The 19331-nt window shown below is 71.2% G+C and carries 15 protein-coding genes; 10 read left to right on the top strand and 5 right to left on the bottom strand.

Annotated features, from left to right (window positions below; genetic code table 11):
- Nucleotides 1–5: 5 nt before the first annotated feature.
- Genes ACWC2T_RS36180 through ACWC2T_RS36170 form a run of 3 tightly spaced genes read right to left on the bottom strand, consistent with a single transcriptional unit; the run spans nt 6 to nt 3250 of the window.
- Complete coding sequence (locus tag ACWC2T_RS36180) at nt 6–1028, bottom strand: TolB family protein (RefSeq protein ID WP_450674580.1); 1023 nt, start codon at nt 1026–1028, stop codon at nt 6–8.
- A gap of 32 nt (nt 1029–1060) precedes the next feature.
- Nucleotides 1061–2377: an MFS transporter gene (locus ACWC2T_RS36175; protein ID WP_450674579.1), complete on the bottom strand. Its 1317-nt coding sequence runs from the start codon at nt 2375–2377 to the stop codon at nt 1061–1063.
- Between the two features lie 24 nt (nt 2378–2401).
- Nucleotides 2402–3250, bottom strand: coding sequence for a glycosyltransferase (locus tag ACWC2T_RS36170; protein ID WP_450674578.1), 849 nt, complete (start codon nt 3248–3250; stop codon nt 2402–2404).
- 344 nt (nt 3251–3594) lie between these two features.
- Here ACWC2T_RS36170 and ACWC2T_RS36165 point away from each other — a divergent pair, with 344 nt between their 5' ends.
- From ACWC2T_RS36165 to ACWC2T_RS36130, 8 genes are all read left to right on the top strand, one after another.
- Nucleotides 3595–5034: an exopolysaccharide biosynthesis polyprenyl glycosylphosphotransferase gene (locus tag ACWC2T_RS36165; RefSeq protein ID WP_450674577.1), complete on the top strand. Its 1440-nt coding sequence runs from the start codon at nt 3595–3597 to the stop codon at nt 5032–5034.
- Nucleotides 5035–5087: 53 nt separating this feature from the next.
- Nucleotides 5088–6143, top strand: a complete 1056-nt coding sequence (locus tag ACWC2T_RS36160; protein ID WP_450674576.1) for a Gfo/Idh/MocA family protein — start codon at nt 5088–5090, stop codon at nt 6141–6143.
- A gap of 24 nt (nt 6144–6167) precedes the next feature.
- Complete coding sequence (locus ACWC2T_RS36155) at nt 6168–7148, top strand: NAD-dependent epimerase/dehydratase family protein (RefSeq protein WP_450674575.1); 981 nt, start codon at nt 6168–6170, stop codon at nt 7146–7148.
- Nucleotides 7145–8284, top strand: coding sequence for a DegT/DnrJ/EryC1/StrS family aminotransferase (locus tag ACWC2T_RS36150; RefSeq protein WP_450674574.1), 1140 nt, complete (start codon nt 7145–7147; stop codon nt 8282–8284). Before ACWC2T_RS36155 ends, ACWC2T_RS36150 begins: the two co-directional genes overlap by 4 nt.
- A complete protein-coding gene (locus ACWC2T_RS36145) occupies nt 8281–8973 on the top strand; it encodes an acetyltransferase (RefSeq protein ID WP_450674573.1) in 693 nt (230 codons plus the stop codon). Before ACWC2T_RS36150 ends, ACWC2T_RS36145 begins: the two co-directional genes overlap by 4 nt.
- On the top strand, nt 8970–10088 hold the full coding sequence (locus ACWC2T_RS36140) for a DegT/DnrJ/EryC1/StrS family aminotransferase (RefSeq protein ID WP_450674572.1): 1119 nt from the start codon (nt 8970–8972) through the stop codon (nt 10086–10088). Before ACWC2T_RS36145 ends, ACWC2T_RS36140 begins: the two co-directional genes overlap by 4 nt.
- A 115-nt stretch (nt 10089–10203) precedes the next feature.
- Complete coding sequence (locus ACWC2T_RS36135) at nt 10204–13767, top strand: DUF4082 domain-containing protein (protein WP_450674571.1); 3564 nt, start codon at nt 10204–10206, stop codon at nt 13765–13767.
- 71 nt (nt 13768–13838) lie between these two features.
- The gene (locus ACWC2T_RS36130; RefSeq protein WP_450674570.1) at nt 13839–14885 is read left to right on the top strand and encodes a glycosyltransferase family 2 protein; all 1047 of its coding nucleotides are present in this window, start codon (nt 13839–13841) and stop codon (nt 14883–14885) included.
- Nucleotides 14886–14902: 17 nt separating this feature from the next.
- On the opposite strand, the gene ACWC2T_RS36125 is transcribed toward ACWC2T_RS36130, so the two are convergent.
- On the bottom strand, nt 14903–15559 hold the full coding sequence (locus tag ACWC2T_RS36125) for a hypothetical protein (RefSeq protein WP_450674569.1): 657 nt from the start codon (nt 15557–15559) through the stop codon (nt 14903–14905).
- Nucleotides 15560–15678: 119 nt separating this feature from the next.
- Between ACWC2T_RS36125 and ACWC2T_RS36120 the strand changes: the two genes are divergently transcribed.
- Nucleotides 15679–17646, top strand: a complete 1968-nt coding sequence (locus tag ACWC2T_RS36120) for an O-antigen ligase family protein (protein WP_450674568.1) — start codon at nt 15679–15681, stop codon at nt 17644–17646.
- Complete coding sequence (locus ACWC2T_RS36115) at nt 17643–18560, top strand: glycosyltransferase family 2 protein (RefSeq protein ID WP_450674567.1); 918 nt, start codon at nt 17643–17645, stop codon at nt 18558–18560. Before ACWC2T_RS36120 ends, ACWC2T_RS36115 begins: the two co-directional genes overlap by 4 nt.
- Here the strand turns inward: ACWC2T_RS36115 and ACWC2T_RS36110 are convergent.
- A complete protein-coding gene (locus ACWC2T_RS36110; protein WP_450674566.1) occupies nt 18539–19330 on the bottom strand; it encodes a glycosyltransferase family 2 protein in 792 nt (263 codons plus the stop codon). The genes ACWC2T_RS36115 and ACWC2T_RS36110 overlap by 22 nt on opposite strands.
- Nucleotide 19331: the final 1 nt, after the last annotated feature.

The following is a 19331-nucleotide window of genomic DNA, read 5'->3' as shown; positions in this document are numbered from 1 at the left end:
CCGGTCTACAGCGGCGCAGGGGAAGAGGCGCCCGCGATCAGCAGGCGGGGGGTTCCCGAGCCGTCCGCGGGGACGCTCCACAGATCGCTGCTGCCGACCGTGCCGTCGGCGGGGAGTGCGTAGGCGACGGTGTGGTTGTCGAGCCAGGTGGCCTGGTCGTCGACGCTGTGGCGCTCTGCCAGCGCCGTCTCTTGCAGGGTGCGCAGGTCGAGGACGTACTCGTGCCAGAGGTCGGTACGCGACAGCACCCGCTTCTTGAAGGCGACGCGGGTCCCGTCGGGGGAGAGGGACGGGCACTCCACATTCTCGACCAGGGTGGTGACCGTGCGTCGGGAGATCGAACCCCGGACCAGATAGGTCTGGCCGGCGGTGTTGAGAGTGGCGTAGAAGGTGTCGTCGTCGGAGGCGAAGGTGACGCCCCAGAAGTTGATGTCCGAGGCGTGGTAGGGCTTGCCGTCCCTGACGACGGAGAACGTCTCCAGGCTGGGCGTCAGCCGCATGGTCCGGGTGTCCAGGATCGAGGTCCGGGTGGAGAAGAAGGCGGACGCATAGGACTCGCCGGAGACGAAGACCGTCCAGGCGGCGAACCGGCCACTGGGCGACACCCGGGCCCGGCTGGGAGTGCCCGCGAGCGGGAAGGTGCGCCGGGTGCGGAGGCCGGCGTCCAGGAGCAGGGCGCGGTTGCTCTGCCTGAGGACGCCGGGGTTGGACTGGAGGCAGATGCCCGTGCCGGCGGCCGCGTAGAAGCGTACGCACTTCAGGCCCGAGGCGACCCGTCCGTCGCCCGGGCCGGTGGACGGCACCGAGGCGACCGCGTTGCGGTGCGGGCCGGCGGCCGTGTTGAGGAACGTCAGCCGACCCTTCTGATTCAGCGTCAACCTGCCCGTACGCACGGCGGGATCGCCCGACTGCGGCCGGTTCGCCCGGTCGGCGCGGGCCGCGGCGTGCAGGACCACGCCGGTGCCCAGGCCCACGAGCAGCAGGACCGCCGCGACGAGTAGGAGCAGACGGCGGCGCATCGATGTCATCCGGATCCTTGGGGTTCGTGTTGCCGAGGTGGTCATCGGGTTGCGCCGGCCGGGCGCAGCACCACGCCCGCGACGGCCGCGCAGCACAGCAGACCGGTCGCCGAGCCGGCCAGCGCCGGGCCGTCTCCCCAGGCCGTCCAGGCGGCGCCGAAGGCCAGCGAGCAGCAGAACCGGGCCAGCGCCTGGCTGGTGCCGACGATGGCCAGGCCGCTGGCGCGCAGTTGCTCGGGCACGAGGCCCGCGACAGCGGCCGGGAGCACCCCGTCGGTGGCCGCGTAGAAGGTGCCGTGCAGGGCGAGGACGACCGGGACGAGGAGCGGTGTGTCCGGGGCCCACAGCAGCAGTGCGTAGGCGGTGAGCAGGCCCACGTGCCCGGTGAGGAACACCGTGCGACGTCCGACCCGGTCGGCCACCGCGCCGACGGGCACGGCCAGCAGCAGGAACACCACGGCCGTACCCAGCGGCAGCAGCGTGAACCACTCCTCGCCGACACCCGCCCGCCGCTGGAGGAGCAGATACACGAAGGCGTCGCTGACGGTGGTCAGGCCGAGCAGCGCGGCACAGCCGGCGAGCGCCCGCAGCCGCGGCAGGCGCAGCAGTGCCAGCGCCTCGCGCAGGCGGATGGGCGGCCTGCCCTTCGCAGGGGACTCATGAGTCACAGCGGAGTCATCGGTCAGGTCATCGGGCTGTGCGCCCTCGTGCTTCCCCGGGCCCTCCTGCCTGCCCGGTACGAACAGCACCAGCACGACCACGCCGAGCGCGGCGACGCAGGTGCTCACGCCGAACACGGCGTCGTAACCGTCGGTCGCCGCGCGCAGGATGAGGAAGGCCGCCAGCGGGCCGAGCATCGCACCGGTGGTGTCCATCGCCCGGTGGACACCGAAGGCCCGGCCCTGGTGCCCGGCCGGCGTGGACAGGGAGATCACCGCGTCGCGCGGCGCGGTGCGCAGGCCCTTGCCGGTCCGGTCCAGAGCCAGCACCGTGCCGAGCGTGCCGAGGCTGCCGGCGATCAGGAGCAGTGGCTTGCACAGCGCGGACAGTCCGTAGCCCAGCCCGGCCAGCAGCTTGTGGCCCCGCACCCGGTCGGCGAGGTGGCCGCCGGTGAGCTGGACCAGTGCGCTGACGCCGTTGTAGACGCCGTCGAGGGTGCCGAATCCCAGCGGGCTGAAGCCGAGCGTGGTGACGAGGTAGAGCGGCAGGACGGCGGTGACCATCTCCGAGGAGATGTCCGTGATCAGGCTGACCGCGCCCAGCACGAACACGACCGGGGCGACCCCGGGCCCCGGGCCGCGTCTTCGGCCCCGGTCGGCGCCCGCCTCGATGGGCGCGGAGCGGTCGGTGAGATACAAGACAGGGCTCCCGGTGTGGTGCGATCAGTTGTGCCGGCTGCTCTCGTCCCGCAGCCAGGTGCCGAAGTCCTGTGCCCGGATGGCCTTTTTGGCCCCTCGCCGGGCGGTGACCGCCGCCGCGACGAAGACCACGACTCCCGCGAAGAGTCTGGGCTCCCTGCGGAGCAGGGCGACCAGATCCGCCTTGGTCGTGCGCGCCGAGGCTTCTTCGGGCCGGTGATGCTGTTCGACCTGGGCGGTGGAGACGGCGGCACGGATGCGCCGTTTGATCAAGTCCCGCCAGGTGCGCGGCGGTTGGATCACGACACCGGCTCCGCCGACCACGAGCCGCTCCTCAGGGGAGAACGCGAGGGACGCGGCCAGGTCGTCCGCCATCAGCGGCGGCAGCGCCGCGATCCGGGCCTGCCCGGCCTTGGACACCGCGATCACACCCCGGCCGAACAGCCCCTCGCGCACGGCGGGGAGCCGCTGCCAGACCTGGTAGTAGGCGCGTACCCGCCAGGCGCAGGCGGCCAGTGGGATCCGTCGTTCGGGGGCGGTGGCGAGGATGCCCGAGGCATCGTCGTCCAGGGGCTCGGTCAGCGCGCGGACGTCGGCATCCGTGATCACGACGTCGGCGTCCACGTACAGGCGCGGGAAGCCGCGCGCGTGCTCGTCGCCCGTCCGCAGGGCGGCGTGCTTGGAGGGAACGGGGATCTCGACCACCCGGACGCGCGGGCCGCGAGCGGCCGCGATCCGCGCGGTGTCGTCCGTGCAGCCGTTGCACACGACCACGATGTCGGTCTCGTCCGCGGAGGAGTCGGCCAGCAGTGAATCGAGGAGCCGGCCGATGACGCGCGCCTCGTTGTGAGCCGGGATCACGATGCTCGTCACCCGGGCAGTATGGCTTCGTTGTCGCCGTTGCGCTGCGTGTTTCGTCCAACTGTTCCCGTGACTGCGTCCCGTGGTCTAGATTGAGGTCCGCCGGACCGGTTTGGGAGGGGTACCTGCACTTGACGGCACGTCAAGGTACGGCGTCGTGAACCGGATGCGAAACCGGTAGTAACCAACATGCAGGAAGCACAAGGCGGTTGGGGAACCGCTGAAGGCCTCCTCGTCTTGTCGGTGCCGCTGTGTGGAGGAGACACATGCGGTGCTGATCCAGCCCTGGCTGCGCATGCGCGACCGTAGGTCCGCCTGCGTTCGGTCAGGGGGAGCCGCGCATGTGGTGGGGGGACATGACCATTGAGGTCACGCATGAGCAACTGGTTGTGGAACACAGACGTCCAGAAGCTCGCCGAAGACGCTGGGAACGCAAGTACCGGACGGTCCTGCTGGTCGCGGACGGCCTCGCCGCCGTCGTCGCGGCCTTGGTGATCCACGGGGCGTACGGCCGCTGGGCGGTGGCCCTGGTGCTGCCCCCGACGTGGATCGTGGCGATGCTGGCCCACCGCTCCTACGATCGCAGTGCCCTCGGCCTGGGCGGCGAGGAGTACCGACGGGTGCTGCGCGGAGCCGTCGCGCTGCCGGCGCTGGCCGCCCTCGCGTACTGGCTGTTCACCCGCGATTCAGGCCTTCTTCATGACATGACCATGGCTGCAGTGCCGGCCGCCGTGATCGCCCTGCCGGTCCGGTACACGCTGCGCCGCCGACTGCACAGACGGTGGGCGCGGGGCCGGGATCGGAGCACGACACTGCTGGTCGGGCCGTCCCGTGGCATCGTGGAGCTGGTCGCCGTGCTGCGGCGCGGCGGCGGACAGGAACTGCAGGCCGCCGGGGCGTGCCTGAGCGATCCGCAGAACGCCGCGGAGATCCGCAAGCTGGGACTGCCCGTACTCGGCGGCGTCGGCGACATGGACGACGTCGTCCGGGCCCTGGGCATCACCACCGTGGTGGCGCTGCCGGTACCCGGGACCGACGCCTCGGCCCTGCGCCGGATGGCCTGGACGGCCGCCGCGCAGGGCGTCGACTTCCTGCTGGCCCCCGTGCTGACCGAGGTCTCCGCCTCCAGGCTGGCGGTACGGCCCACCAACGGGGTGCCGCTGCTGCGGATCCAGGCGCCGAACCTCTCCCGGATCTCCCGGCTGCCCAAGGAACTGCTGGACCGGACACTCGCGGCGGCGCTGCTGCTGGTCCTCGCGCTGCCCATGCTGCTGATCGCCCTGGTCGTCCGGCTGGACAGCTCCGGGCCCGCCCTGTTCAGGCAGCAGCGGGTCGGCCGGTACGGCGACCACTTCACCATGCTGAAGTTCCGCACGATGCGGCCGGACTCGGAGGCCCTGCGGGCGGAACTGGAGCACCTCAACCAGAACAGCGACGGCCTGCTGTTCAAGGTGAAGGGGGACCCGCGGATCACCCGGGTCGGCTCGTTCCTGCGCCGCAGCTCGCTCGACGAACTGCCGCAACTGCTCAACGTCGTCAGGGGCCACATGTCGCTGGTCGGCCCGCGCCCGCCGCTGCCCGAGGAGGTGGAGGCGTACCCGCCGGACATCAAGCGCCGGCTGCTCGTCAAGCCCGGCCTCACCGGACTGTGGCAGGTCAGCGGCCGCTCCGACCTGCCCTGGGAGGAGGCAGTCCGGCTCGATCTCGGATACGTGGACAACTGGTCGATGAGCCTCGACGTGTCGATCCTGCTGCGCACCGGGTCCGCGGTGGTGCGGGGAACGGGGGCCTACTGATGGACCGCCCGCGGACGGACCGCCTACCGATGGACCTGGGGGAGAGGGACCAAGTGACGCAGAAAGCCAAGCAGTTGGGGGTGGCCGTCGTCGGTGCCGGCTACTGGGGACCCAACCTCGTACGCAACTTCCAGGCCAGTGAGCGGTTCCGGCTGCACTGGCTGTGCGACCTCGACGTGGACCGGGCCCAGCGGGTCCTCGGCGGCTACTCGACGGTCAAGGCCACCGCGGACTACGCGGCCGTTCTCGCCGACCCCGATGTGGACGCGGTCGCCGTGGCCACGCCCGCCGGCACCCACCTCGACATCGCCCTGGCCGCCCTGCGCGCCGGCAAGCACGTCCTGGTGGAGAAGCCGCTCGCGGCGACGTACGCCGACGGGATGCGCCTGGTGACCGAGGCGGAGGAACGCGGTCTCACCCTGATGTGCGACCACACGTACTGCTACACACCCGCCGTGGGCCGCATCCGCGAACTGGTCCGCTCCGGCGAACTCGGCGAGGTCCACTTCGTCGACTCGGTCCGGATCAACCTCGGACTTGTCCAGAAGGACATCGACGTGATGTGGGACCTGGCCCCGCACGACCTGTCGATCCTCGACTTCATCCTCCCCGACCAGGTCGAGCCGGTCGCCGTCGCCGCCCACGGGGCCGACCCGATCGGCGCCGGACAGGCCTGCGTGGCCTACCTGACACTCACCCTCAACACCGGGGCCATCGCCCACGTGCACGTCAACTGGCTGTCCCCGACCAAGGTGCGCACCACCATGGTGGGCGGTGCCAAACGCACCCTGATCTGGGACGACCTCAACCCCCTGCAGAGAGTGGCCGTGTACGACCGGGGCGTGGACCTGGCCTCGCCCCAGGAGATCGGCGACGACGAGCGCCGGGACATGCTCGTCTCGTACCGCTCCGGCGACATGGTCGCGCCCGCGATCGGCGAGAAGGAGGCGCTGCGCAGCATGGTCGACGAGTTCGGCGACGCGATCGGACAGCGCCGGGCGCCGCTGACCGACGGCCGGGCGGGCCTGCGTGTGCTGGACATCCTCGAGGCGGCGTCCCGGAGCCTCGAATTCCGGGGCGCGGTCGTCGGCCTGCGCGCCGGGCGTTGACAGATCCGATCGGCTGAGAGGCAAGTGCAGTTGAGCAGCGTACGAGGCAAGAAGATCCTGGTCACCGGGGGAGCGGGCACCATCGGCTCCCACCTCGTCGACCTCCTGGCCGAGGGCGGCGCCCGCGAGATCGTCGTACTCGACAACTTCGTGCGCGGACGGCGGGCGAACCTCGCCCAGGCCCTGCCCCGCGGCGTCGTGGAGATCGTCGAGGGCGACGTGAGGGACGCCGAGACCGTGCGGAAGGTCACCGAGGGCGCCTACCTGGTGTTCCACCTCGCCGCGATCCGCATCACCCAGTGCGCTCAGGAGCCACGGCTGGCCAACGAGGTCCTGGTCGACGGCACCTTCAACGTCCTGGAGGCGGCGGCCGAGGCCGGCGTCGCCAAGGTGATCGCCTCCTCCTCGGCGTCCGTCTACGGCATGGCCGAGACCTTCCCGACGACCGAGCGCCACCACCCGTACAACAACGACACCTTCTACGGGGCGGCGAAGGCCTTCAACGAGGGCATGCTGCGCAGCTTCCACGCCATGTACGGCCTGGACTACGTGGCGCTGCGCTACTTCAACGTCTACGGCCCCCGGATGGACATCCACGGCCTCTACACCGAGGTGCTCATCCGCTGGATGGAGCGCATCGAGGCGGGTGAGCCGCCGCTGATCCTCGGCGACGGCACGCAGACCATGGACTTCGTCGACGTCCGCGACATCGCCCGGGCCAACGTCCTGGCCGCCGAGTCGGACCTCACCGACGAGGTCTTCAACATCGCCAGCGGCACGGAGACCTCGCTCAAGGAACTCGCCGAGGCACTGCTGGAGGCGATGGGAGCTCAGGGCCTGGAGCCGGTGCACGGGCCCGCCCGCGCGGTGAACGGGGTGCCCCGGCGGCTCGCGGACACCTCGCGGGCCGCCGAGCGGCTCGGGTTCACGGCGCAGACAGAGCTGCGCACGGGGCTGCGGGACCTGGTGGAGTGGTGGCGCGCGGAGCGGGAGGCGGCCAGGTGACCACCGACCGCATCCCGGTGATGATCCCCTGGCTCGGCGAGGAGGAGGCCCAGGCCGCCTCCGAGGCGGTGCTGTCCGGGTGGGTCGCCCAAGGGCCCCGGGTCGCCGCCTTCGAGCGGGCCTTCGCCGAGCGGGTGGGCGCCGAGCACGGCATCGCCGTCAGCTCCTGCACCACCGCCCTGCACCTCTGCCTCGTCGCGCTCGGCCTCGGCGCCGGCGACGAGGTCGTGGTGCCCTCGCTGTCGTTCATCGCCACCGCCAACGCCGTACGCCACGTCGGCGCCGAGCCGGTGTTCGCCGACGTCGATCTCGCCACCGGCAACCTGACCCCGGCCACGGTGGACGCGGTCCGCAGCCCCCGCACCAAGGCCGTCCTCGCCGTCCACCAGGGCGGCGTACCGGCCGATGGGCACGCCCTGCGCACCGCCTGTGCCGACTGGGACCTGCCCCTGGTCGAGGACGCGGCCTGTGCCATCGGCTCGACCGCCGGCGGCAAGCCCGTCGGCCATGGCGCGCTGCTCGCCGCCTGGTCCTTCCACCCCCGGAAGCTCGTCACCACGGGCGAGGGCGGCATGATCACCACCGACGACACCGAGTGGGCGGCACGCCTGCGCCGGCTGCGCGAGCACGGTATGAACGCCTCGGCGGCACAGCGCCATGCCAGCAACAGGCCCGTCCTGGAAAGCTACTTGGAGACCGGCTTCAACTACCGGATGACCGACATCCAGGCCGCCGTCGGCCTGGTCCAGCTCGGCAAGCTCGACGCGATGATCGCTCGCCGACGCGAACTGGCGGCCCGTTACGACTCGTTGCTGCACGACGTCCCCGGCCTCACCCCCGTACGCGACCCCGAGCACGGACAGAGCAACTTCCAGTCCTACTGGGTGCTGCTCGACGAGGACTTCCCCGCCGGCCGGGACGACCTGCTGGCCGCGCTCGCCGCGGCCGGTGTCTCCGCCCGGCGGGGGATCATGGCGGCGCACCTCGAACCGGCCTACGCGGACCACCCCCGCGTGCCACTGCCGGTCACCGAGCGGATCACCCGGGACTCGCTGATCCTGCCGCTGTTCCACACCATGACCGAGGTCCAGCAGGACCGTGTCGTGGCAGTGCTGCGCGAACAGGCCCGCAGATGACCGAACTCGTGATCATCGGCGCGGGCGGCTTCGCCCGGGAGACCGCGGCGGCCGTGGCCGACGCGGGCGAGTACCGGCTGCTCGGACACCTCGACGACAATCCCGCCCTGCACGGCACCGAGGTGGACGGAATTGCCGTCCTCGGCGGCAGCGAGCTGGTCCACGACCTGCCCGACGCCCACGTGGTGGTCTGTGTGGGCAATCCCCGGGACTACGCGGCGCGCGCCCGGCTGGTCCGCCGCCTCGGCCTGCCCGAGGACCGCTATGCCACCGTGATCCACCCGACGGCGGCGGTGCCGGAGGCGACCTGCGAGATCGGTCCCGGCTCGGTCCTGCTCGCGCACTGCGCCCTGACCACCGCCGTACGGGTGGGCGCACATGTCGCCGTGATGCCGCATGTCGTCCTCACCCATGACGACGTGGTCGAGGATTACGCCACGCTCGCCTCCGGAGTCCGCCTGGGCGGGGGAGCGCGGCTGGAGCAGGGTGCCTATGTCGGCGCCGGGGCCCTGGTCAGGGAGGGTACGACGGTCGGCGCCTGGTCGCTGGTCGGGATGGGCAGCGCCGTGCTCGGCGACGTACCGCCGGGTGAGGTCTGGGTGGGGAGCCCGGCCCGACGGCTGCGCGCGGCGGACCAGCCCGCGCTGGAGGAACTTGCGACACCGACAGTGGGGGGACCGCTGACATGAACCGGATTCCGCTCGTGGACCTCAAGGCGGCCCACGAGGAGGTGGCCGACGAGGTACGGGCCGGATTCGAACGGATCCTGGCCGGCACCGCGTTCATCGGCGGTGAAGAGGTCCGCCAATTCGAGCGCGAGTACGCCCGGTTCGGCCACGTCGCACACTGCGTGGGCGTCGCCAACGGCACCGACGCCGTCGAACTCTCCCTGCGGGCGAGCGGCGTCGGCCCCGGCGACGAGGTCGTCGTACCCGCCAACACCTTCATCGCCACCGTCGGCGCGGTGGCCCGGACCGGCGCCCGCCCGGTCCTCGCGGACTGCCTGCCCGACACCTACCTCCTCGACCCCCAGGCCGCCCTGGCCGCCGTCGGCCCCGCCACCCGCGCCGTGGTGCCCGTACACCTCTACGGCCAGATGACCGACGTGACGGCGCTCACCGGCCAACTCCCCGGCCACGTACGGATCGTCGAGGACGCCGCCCAGTGCCAGGGCGCGACGTGCGACGGCCGCACCCCCGGCAGCGGTGGCATCGCGGCCACCAGTTTCTACCCGGGCAAGAACCTCGGCGCGTACGGCGACGCGGGTGCGGTGCTCACCGACGACGAACAACTCGCGGACCTGGTACGCGCGATCGCCAACCACGGCGGCGTCGCCAAATACCGCCACGACGTACCCGGGTTCAACAGCCGTCTCGACGGGCTGCAGGCCGTCGTGCTGCGGGCGAAGCTGGCGCGGCTGGCGGACGGCAACGCGGCCCGGCGGGCGGCGGCGGCCCGCTACGACGCAATGCTCGCCGACCTGGCGGCCACCGGGCGGGTCGTGCTCCCGACGACGGCGCCCGGCAACGTCCACGTATGGCACCTGTACGTCCTCCAGGTCACCGGCGCGGACCGCGACTTTGTCGTCGGCAAGCTCAACGCGGAGGGCATCGGCGCAGGGGTGCACTATCCCGCCCCGGTCCACCTCACACCGGCGTACCGCCATCTCGGCCACTCCCGGGGCGACTTCCCGACCGCCGAGAAGGCGGCGGAACGGATCCTGTCGCTGCCGCTCTACCCGCAGATCACCCCCGACCAGCAGCAACGGATCGTGGACACCCTCGCCGACACGCTCGGAAGCTGATCGCTCCCCGCTCCTCCCGCTCCGCCCCGGCCCGCGGGCCGGCCCTGCACAGCACCGCTGAGAGGTACACATGAACAGATGGAGCAGACGGCTCCGGGGCGGGCGCCTCGCCGTCGTGGCAGCATTGATATGGGCGGTGCTCCCGCAGGCGGCGACCGCGCAGGCGGCAGCCGACCCGTGCGGAGCGGGCTCGAACCCGATCGTCTGCGAGAACTCCAAGCCGGGCAGCCCCAAGACCGACTGGTTCTCGCCCAACGCCTACGGCGACATCCAGGGCTTCTCCACCGAGGAGAGCGTCCAGGCCGGCGACACCGTCCAGTTCAAGGTCCAGTCGAAAGTCCCGTACCACATCGAGATCTACCGGCTGGGCTGGTACGGCGGCGACGGCGCGCGCGAGATGTCGACCACGGCCCAGGCGGCCGCGACCTATCCGGCCAACTACACGACCAAGCCGGCCAGTTGTTCCACCAAGAGCAGCACCGGGCTGGTCGACTGCGGCAACTGGCCGGTGACCGCGAGCTGGACCGTGCCCAGTGACGCCGTGTCCGGCCTGTACATCGCCAACCTGGACCAGACCGACGGCAACGGCCTGATGCCGTACCCGTTCGTGGTCCGCAACGACTCCAGCACCTCCGACATCGTCGTACAGACCAGCGACGAGACCTGGCAGGCATACAACACCTACGGCGGCCAGAACCTCTACGGAGGCGCGGGACCCGCGCCCGACGGCCGAGCCTACGAGGTCAGCTACAACCGGCCGCTGGACATCGGCGGCGACAACGGCATCTACGGCTCCGAGTACATGATGCTGTCCTGGCTGGAGCGCAACGGCTACGACGTCAGCTACATGTCCGGCGTGGACGTGTCGTCGAGCAGCGGCGCCTCCCTGCTGGAGAAGCACAAGGTGTACATGTCCTCCGGCCATGACGAGTACTGGACGCAGAGCCAGTACTCCAACGTCCTCGCGGCCAGGAAGGCCGGCGTGCGGGAGGCCTTCTTCAGCGGCAACGAGGTCTTCTGGAAGACCCGGCTCGCCCCGAGCAACGACGGCACGAACACGGCCGACCGCACCCTGGTCTGCTACAAGATGACCAAGATGGCGCAGAACAACGGCGTGGCCGACCCCAGCGGCATCTGGACCGGCACCTGGATGGACCCGACCAGCACCCAGTACGGGCAGGGCTACCAGCCGCCGAACATCCTCACCGGCTCCATGTTCCAGGTGAACGGCTACCGCAGCGACGCGATCACGGTCCCCGGCTCCTACGGCAGGAACCGGATCTGGCGCAACACCTCCATCGCGAACCTCGCCGCAGGCCAGACCGCCACCTTCCCGACGGGCACCCTCGGCTACGAGTGGGACAGCGACATCGACAACAGCACCAGACCCGCCGGAGCCATCGACGTGTCGTCCACGACGGTGGACATCACCGACGGCAAGCTCCGCATGGACTGGGGCAACGTGTACGGCAACGGCACGGCGACGCACAACCTGGTCGAGTTCCGCGACCAGGACTCCGGGGCCCTGGTGTTCGGGTCGGGGACCGTGCAGTGGTCGTGGGGCCTGACCAACGTCCCGACGTACAACCCGAACGACACGGTGGTCACCGAGGACTCCCGCATGCAGCAGGCGACGGTGAACATCCTCGCCGACATGGGCGTCCAGCCGCTGACCCGGCAGAGCAACCTCGTCGCCGCCATGGCCTCCACCGACACCACCGGCCCGGCAGTCACCGTCTCCAGCCCGTCCTCGGGTGTCACCGTCCCGGCGCTGAGGCCCGTCACCATCACCGGCACCGCCACCGACTCCGGCGGGGGCGTGGTGGCCCGCGTGGAGGTGTCCACCGACGGCGGAACGACCTGGAAGGCCGCCAAGGGCCTCGCGTCCTGGACCTACACCTGGACCCCGACGACCCCGGGCTCGGCGTCCATCAAGGTCCGCGCGGTCGACGACAGCGTCAACATCGGCGCCGTCACCACCGTCCCGGTGACCGTCGGCCCCCAGACCTGCCCCTGCACCGTCTTCGCCGCCTCGGCCGTTCCCGGCACGGTCAACGCGGGCGACGGCAGCTCGGTGGAGCTTGGCGTCAAGTTCCGTACCACGGTGGCCGGTTCCATCACCGCCGTGCGCTTCTACAAGTCACCCGCCAACACCGGCACCCACACCGGCAGCCTGTGGAGCGCCTCCGGCACCCGCCTGGCCACCGGCACCTTCACGGGCGAGACGGCCTCCGGCTGGCAGCAGCTGAACTTCGCCACCCCGGTGAGCGTCAAGGCCAACACCACTTATGTCGCCTCGTACTTCGCCCCCAACGGCGGATACTCCTACGACGGCGGCTACTTCTCGGGCGGCGACGCCGGCCTCGCCCCGCTCACGGCGCTGAAGTCCGGCACCGACGGCGGCAACGGCGTCTTCCACTACGGTTCGACCAGCGCCTTTCCGTCCTCGCAGTCCTCCGGCAGCAACTACTGGGTCGACGTGGTGCTGGACACCTCGACGGCCGGCACGACCCCGCCCACCGTCACCTCGACGTCCCCGACCTCCGGGGCGACCGACGCGTCGATCACGGCACCGGTGTCGGCGACCTTCAGTGCGGCCGTCGACCCCGACAGCCTGACGCTCAGCGTGAAGGATCCGGACGGCAACACCGTGCCGGGGGCCGTCACGCTCCCCGCGTCGAACAAGGCGACGTTCACACCGTCGACGCAACTGGCGCTGCACACCACGTACACGGCGTCCGTCCAGGGCTCGGACGTGTGGGGCAACGCCATGGCGGACCCGGTGACCTGGTCCTTCACCACCAGTTCCACCCCACCCGCGGTCACCTGCCCCTGCACGCTGTGGAGTTCCTCCGCCGTGCCGGCCACCGCCGACACGACCGGCGACGCCAACTCCGTCGAGCTGGGCACCCGGTTCACGTCCTCGACGAGCGGCTGGGTCACCGGTGTCACCTTCTACAAGGGCACCGGCAACACGGGCACCCACACCGGCAGCCTGTGGTCCGACAGCGGCACGCTGCTCGCCACCGGCACCTTCACGGGCGAGACGGCCTCGGGCTGGCAGACGCTGACCTTCGCCACGCCGGTGGCCATCACCGCCGGCACCCCGTACGTCGTCTCCTACCATGCGCCGAACGGCAACTATGCGGTGGACGGAGGCTACTTCGCGGCCGCCCACCAGTCCTACCCGCTGACCGCCACCGCGGACACCACCACGCACCACAACGGGCTCTACCGGTACGGCGCCGACCCGGCCTTCCCCACCAGCTCGTACGGATCCGCGAACTACTGGGTCGGCCCGATCTTCACCGCCGACAACCCCAGCGCGTCCCTGACGACGGCCACCCCCTCGGAGGCGACGGCGTCCTCGGTGACGTACACCGCCGACGCGGCGAGCCCCCTCGTCATGGCCCTGCCGGGCACGGCCGAGCTGTCCTCCGTCCAGGTGACCGTCACCATCCTGCCCGGCCCCGAGGCCGCCGCCGCGAAGAAGCTCCGCGTCACAGCCGTCGCCTCCTACGACCGGGCCACCCACAAGGTGTCCGTCCACCTGTCCGCCCCGCTGCCGGACGGCACCCGGTTCACCGTCACGGTCACGGCCCGGGACAAGCGCCACCACACGGTGAAGTCCCACACCTGGACGCTGACCGGCAAGTCCGTCCGCAGGAAGAAGAACTGACCGACCCGAACACACCGGTGGTGGTCTCCGCCGAAGCCGGAGACCACCACCGGGGATTGGCCTGCCCTCCGATGAGCACCGTCAGTGTTGTGATTCCCTGCTACAAGTACGGCCATTTCCTCGCCGACTGCGTCAGCAGCGTCCTGGACGAGCAGAACGGCGTCGACGTCCGGGTGCTCATCATCGACGACGCCTCGCCCGACGACTCGGCGGAGACCGCACACAAGCTGGCCGCGGCCGACCCACGTATCGAGGTCCGCGTCCACGACACCAACAAGGGCCACATCGCCACCTACAACGAGGGCCTGCTGGAATGGGCCGACGGGGACTACGTCGCCCTCCTCTCCGCCGACGACCGGCTGGTACCGGGCGCGCTGGTCCGCGCCGCCGCCCTCCTGGACGCCCACCCCGAGGCCGGGTTCGCCTACGGGCGCCCCCTGCGCTTCCAGCACGGCGGCCCACTGCCACGTGCCCGTACGCAGAGCACCGGCTCGGTCGTCTACCCCGGGCAGTGGTGGCTGGAGCGGCGCTTCCGCGAGGGCACCGGATGCATCACCTCGCCGGAGGTCGTCGTCCGCACCAGCCTCCAGCGCACGGTCGGCGGCTACGACCCGGCGCTGCCCCACGCCGGCGACATCGAGATGTGGATGCGGCTCGCCGCACACGCCGACGTCGGACACATACGCGGTGCCGATCAGGCCTTCTACCGGGTCCACGGCAAGAACATGTCCACGACGGACTTCGGCGGTCAGCTCGACGACCTGCGCCAGCGACTGGTGGCCTTCGACTCGGTGCTGGCCAAGTGCGCCGACCGGCTGCCCCAGGCGGACCGCCTGGCCCACGAGGTGCACACCCGGCTCGCCCGCTTCGCGCTGCGCCGGGCCTACCGTGCCTACGACCGGGGGCGCACCGGAGTCGTACCGGTCGACGACTGTGTGGCGTTCGCCGCGGAGTGCCTGCCGGGGTACGCGGCGCTGCCGGAGTACCGCGCACTGCGGCTCAGGCGGCGGATCGGTCCGACGGTGATGCCGTATCTGCAGCCGCTGGTGTGGTCGGCCGTCGCCGAGCGCGGCCGGGAGTGGCTGTGGTGGGAGTCGTGGAAGCGCCGCGGTATCTGATGAGCGACCGGTTCCGCTCAGTGGGCGACGGGTACGGGAGCAGTGCGCCGGCCAGGCGCGACCTGACGGCGGTTCATCAGGTACCGGTCGAGCCACAAGGCACCCAGAACGCCGGCGACGAGGCCCAGCAGGGACACGCCGGCCAGGCCCCGGCTCTTGTCGCCCTGCACCTCGGCGGCGCTCGGGGAGGTGAGGACGGAGGCGGTGATCCGCGAACCGGCGGGGACGGCCTGAGCCGTCTGCATCTGCGCGACGTGCCTGGTGTAGACGCCGATGATGCGGCGCACCGCGAGGACCGCGGCATCGGGGCCGGACGCCCGCGACTGCACCTGCAGGGAAGGGATCAGATAGCGCGGTGTCGCGCTCGTGCCGCTGTTGCGGGGGACGAGGCGGTAGGTCCCGTGCACGCCCGCCGCGTTCAACTCCCTGGCCCCGGAAGGGGATTGGAGTTGCTGGACGACGGCGTAGGAGACCACGGCGAGCGGCGGCTGGAGATTGGTGAGCTGGTTGGGCTGGTTCTGCGTCACCGGCGGCTTGAGGACGACCACCGCGGAGCCGACGTACTGCGGGGCGGGACGCACCACCTGGTACGCCCCGACGGCCGTCAGCAGCAGCGCGACCACCACGACGTACCAGCGGCGGAGCAGCGCAGCGGCGACGTTCCCGGGCGACATAGGAGTTCCTTCCGTCACCCCCGATACTGGCAGGGCGCGCGGCGGGATGCCACCGAATGGGGGGATGGTTCGTGAGCCTTGGTGAGATATGGGCCATTCTGCGCAGACGTTGGTACTTCATGGTGCCCTTCACCCTGCTCAGCCTGCTCGGCGGCGCGTATCTCTACGTGACCGTGCCCGTCTCCTACCAGTCGCAGAGCTCGGTCGCGCTGCTGGACTCCTCGGCCGTCGCCCGGCTCGCCCCCACGTTCGGCAACCCGATCTCCAACGCGGGCGGTTCGCTCATCGTCACGGCCGACGTGCTGATCCGGACCCTTGAATCGGCCGACGCCGCCAAGGAGTTGCAGGGCCGTGGCGTCACGGACCCCTACACGGCCGGCTTCGCACCGCAGAGCGAAAGCCCGCTGCTCTCGCTCAGCGTCACCGGAACCGACCGGGCCAAGGTGCTCAGGGAGACCAACACCCTGACGGCCTTCGCCGGCGAGCAGCTGAAGGCCCTGCAGGCCGCCGCCAAGGTCCCGCCCACCTACTTCGTCCAGACGGCGCCGGTGGTCCTGCCGCAGACCCCGGTGTCGAAGTCCAAGAGCCGCTACCAGGACATCGCGGCGGTCGTCATCCTCGGCGTCGTCAGCGCGTTCCTGCTGTCGATCCTCCTGGAGGGCGTCGCGGTGGTCCGCCGCCGGCGGCGGACCGGGAACGCCGCCGCCCCGCGACCGGAGCACGCCCGCACCCGCCGGGGCCTGCTCGGGCGACAGGTCGACGCCACCGCGATCCTCACCGTCTACCTGGCGCTGGCCTTCTTCATCCCCTCGAGCCTGGCCCTGCCCGCGCTCGGCGGCGTCGGCACCCCGGCCAACGTCTTCGCCCTGCTCGGACTGCTGTGGTACCTCGCGACCTGGCTCGGCGGCCGCATCCTTCCGGCACCGGGGACCAGGCTCGCCCGGGTCGCGATGTGCCTGCTCGGGCTCGCCGTCCTGGCGGCCTACGTCGCCGACGCGATGCGCGAGAGCTCGCACGAGGAGGTCCTCGGGGCCGACCGCGGGCTCATCGGGTTCCTGGTGTGGGTGTCACTGGTCGTCCTGACCTCGGCGGGGGTGCAGGAGCGCAGCCGGCTGGACGTCCTGATGCGCCGGATGGTGGTCATGGGGTCCGTCGTGGCCGCGATCGGCTTCTACGACTTCTTCGCGGCCACCAACATCGCCGACTCCCTCCACATCCCCGGCCTCCAGACCAGCGTGACCCAGGTGAGTGTCATGGACCGCGGCGCCTTCACCCGGCCCCGGGCCACCACCGCCCAGCCGCTGGAGTTCGCCGGCATGCTGGCGATCCTCCTGCCGTTCGCGATCCAGCAGGCCCTGGATCCGGTACGCCGCCACCGCCACGCGCTGCGCCGCTGGGGACCGGTGCTGCTGATGGCCGGTGCGCTGCCCCTGTCGGTGTCGCGGACCTCGATCATCGGCCTGCTGCTGGTGGCTCTGGTGATGGTGCCGCGCTGGAAACCGGCCCGACGCTGGGCCGCGATCGGGTTGATGACCGCCTCCGTGGCCGTCTTCAAGGTGCTCGTGCCGGGGCTGATCGGCACGATCACGGGCCTGTTCGCCTCGTTCCTGTCCAACTCCGACAGCAGCACACAGGCCCGTACGGTCAAGTACAGCGCGATCGTCCCCTATCTGAAGGAACACCCGTGGTTCGGACGGGGCTTCGGCACCTTCACTCCGGACCTGTACTTCTTCACCGACAACCAGTACATGCTGGCCCTGGCCGAGATGGGCGCGCTCGGACTCGTCGCCCTGCTCGTCCTGTTCGTCACCGGAATCCACCACGGCGGCGGCATCCGGCGCCTGGCCCGCACCGAGTCCGACCGCGAGCTGGGACAGGCGTTCTTCGCCTCGTCGCTGGTCGCCCTGGTCATCAGCGCCACGTTCGACTCGCTCAGCTTTCCCATGTTCGCCGGCATGTTCTTCCTGCTCCTGGGGGCGGGCTGCAGCTGTCTGGGCTTCGTGCGGCGCGAGGCCGTCGCCGTCGCGGTCCAGGGCCCCGCCCAGACCTCACCAGTCCAGCTCCCTCAACTCGTGGAGAACCGATGAGCCCCGTCACCGTCATCGTCGTCACCTGGAACAGCGCCCCGGTGCTCCCCGGGTTCCTCGCCGCGCTTCCCGAGGGCATGGCCGGCCTCGACTGGCGGCTCGTCGTCGCCGACAACGACTCCGCCGACGACACCGTGCAGGTCCTCCAGGAACTGGCCCCGGATGCCACGATCGTCCAAACGGGCCGCAACGCCGGGTATGCGGCCGGCATCAACGCGGCGCTGGCCGCCGCCGGTGAGGGCGGGGTGGCTCTCATCTGCAACCCCGACATCCGTATGCGGCAGGGCTGCGCCAAGCGACTGGTGGGCAGACTCGGCGACGGAGTGGGGATCGCCGTACCCCTCCTGTACGAAGAGGGCCGCAACACGCCCCACTACTCGCTGCGCCGCGAGTCGAGCGTGCTGAGGGCCTTCGGTGAGGCCGTCATCGGCAACCGCCGGGCCGGGCGCTTCCCGCGCCTCGGCGAACTCGTCACCGACCCCGCCGCGTACCGACGGCCCACGCGCGCGGACTGGGCGACCGGCGCGCTCATGGCCGTCTCGGCCGACTGCCGTGCCGCCTGCGGCCCTTGGGACGAGTCCTTCTTCCTCTATTCGGAGGAGACCGAGTACTGCCTGCGGGCGCGGGACCGGGGATACGTCACGCGGTTGGAGCCGACGGCCGAGGCCGTGCACCTCGGGGGAGACTCCCAGGTCTCGCCCCGGCTGTGGACCCTGCTCACGCTCAACCGGGTGCGGCTGTACGGGCGTCGCCACGGCGCCGTCGCGACGGCGTGCTTCAGAGGTGCCGTGCTGCTGCGCGAGGCGTCGCGGGCCGCCCTCGGCAGGGGGGCCAGTAGGGCGGCGGCGGCCGCCCTGCTCAAGCCGGGCGGCCTGCGGGCCGCTCCGGGGCCTCAGCCGGACCAGGTCGTGTAGAAGCTCCCGGGGTTCACCAGATACCGCACCGTGGCGTACGGCACATGGCGCACGCGGTGGCCGCGGCTGTACCGGTGGACGAGTTCCCAGTCCTCACGGGGAAGGACGTCCGGCGTCCGCCGCAGTCGGCTGAAGTGCAAGGTCGGGTTGCGGCGGGCGACGAAGGCGTTGGTGTCCAGGAAGGACGCGCGAGCGGCCCGACGACGGTCGAACGGCACGGACAGGATGTCCCGCTCGGTCCCGTCCGGCAGAACGCGGCGCAGCGCCGTGTAGACGCCGTCCGGGCCGCCGGGGGACTCCAGGACCGTCAGCGCTCGTTCCAGATGGTCGGGTTCCCACAGGTTGTCGTCGTCCAGGAACGCCACGTACCGCGAGCGGGTGAGCCGGATGCCGACGTTGCGCACGACGCCGGCCACGCCGGTGTTGCGCGCCAGCGAAACGGCCAACAGCCGTGGATCATCCGGAAGTTCGGGGAGACCCGCCCCGTCGTCGACGACGATCACGACCTGATCGCGCACGGTCTGGGCCAGGGCCGACCGGACGGCGGCCCGCAGCTCGTCGGGGCGGCGGTGGGTGGCGATGACCGTGGCGACGAGGGCGGCGGGCAGGGGTGCGGCAGCGGCCGCGAGGCGGCGGACTTCGGCGCTCTCGAAGCGGCGCAGCCGCAGTGCGGAGGGCAGGAGCACTACCTTGTTGCGCAGCTCGAAGAGGACCAGCCAGCCGAAGGTGCGCTTGAGGAGCTCCCAGGGGGCGCGGGTGATGCGTCGCATG

It is taken from the genome of Streptomyces sp. NPDC001393, assembly GCF_053597455.1.
This window is presented reverse-complemented; position numbering and strand designations above follow the sequence as displayed.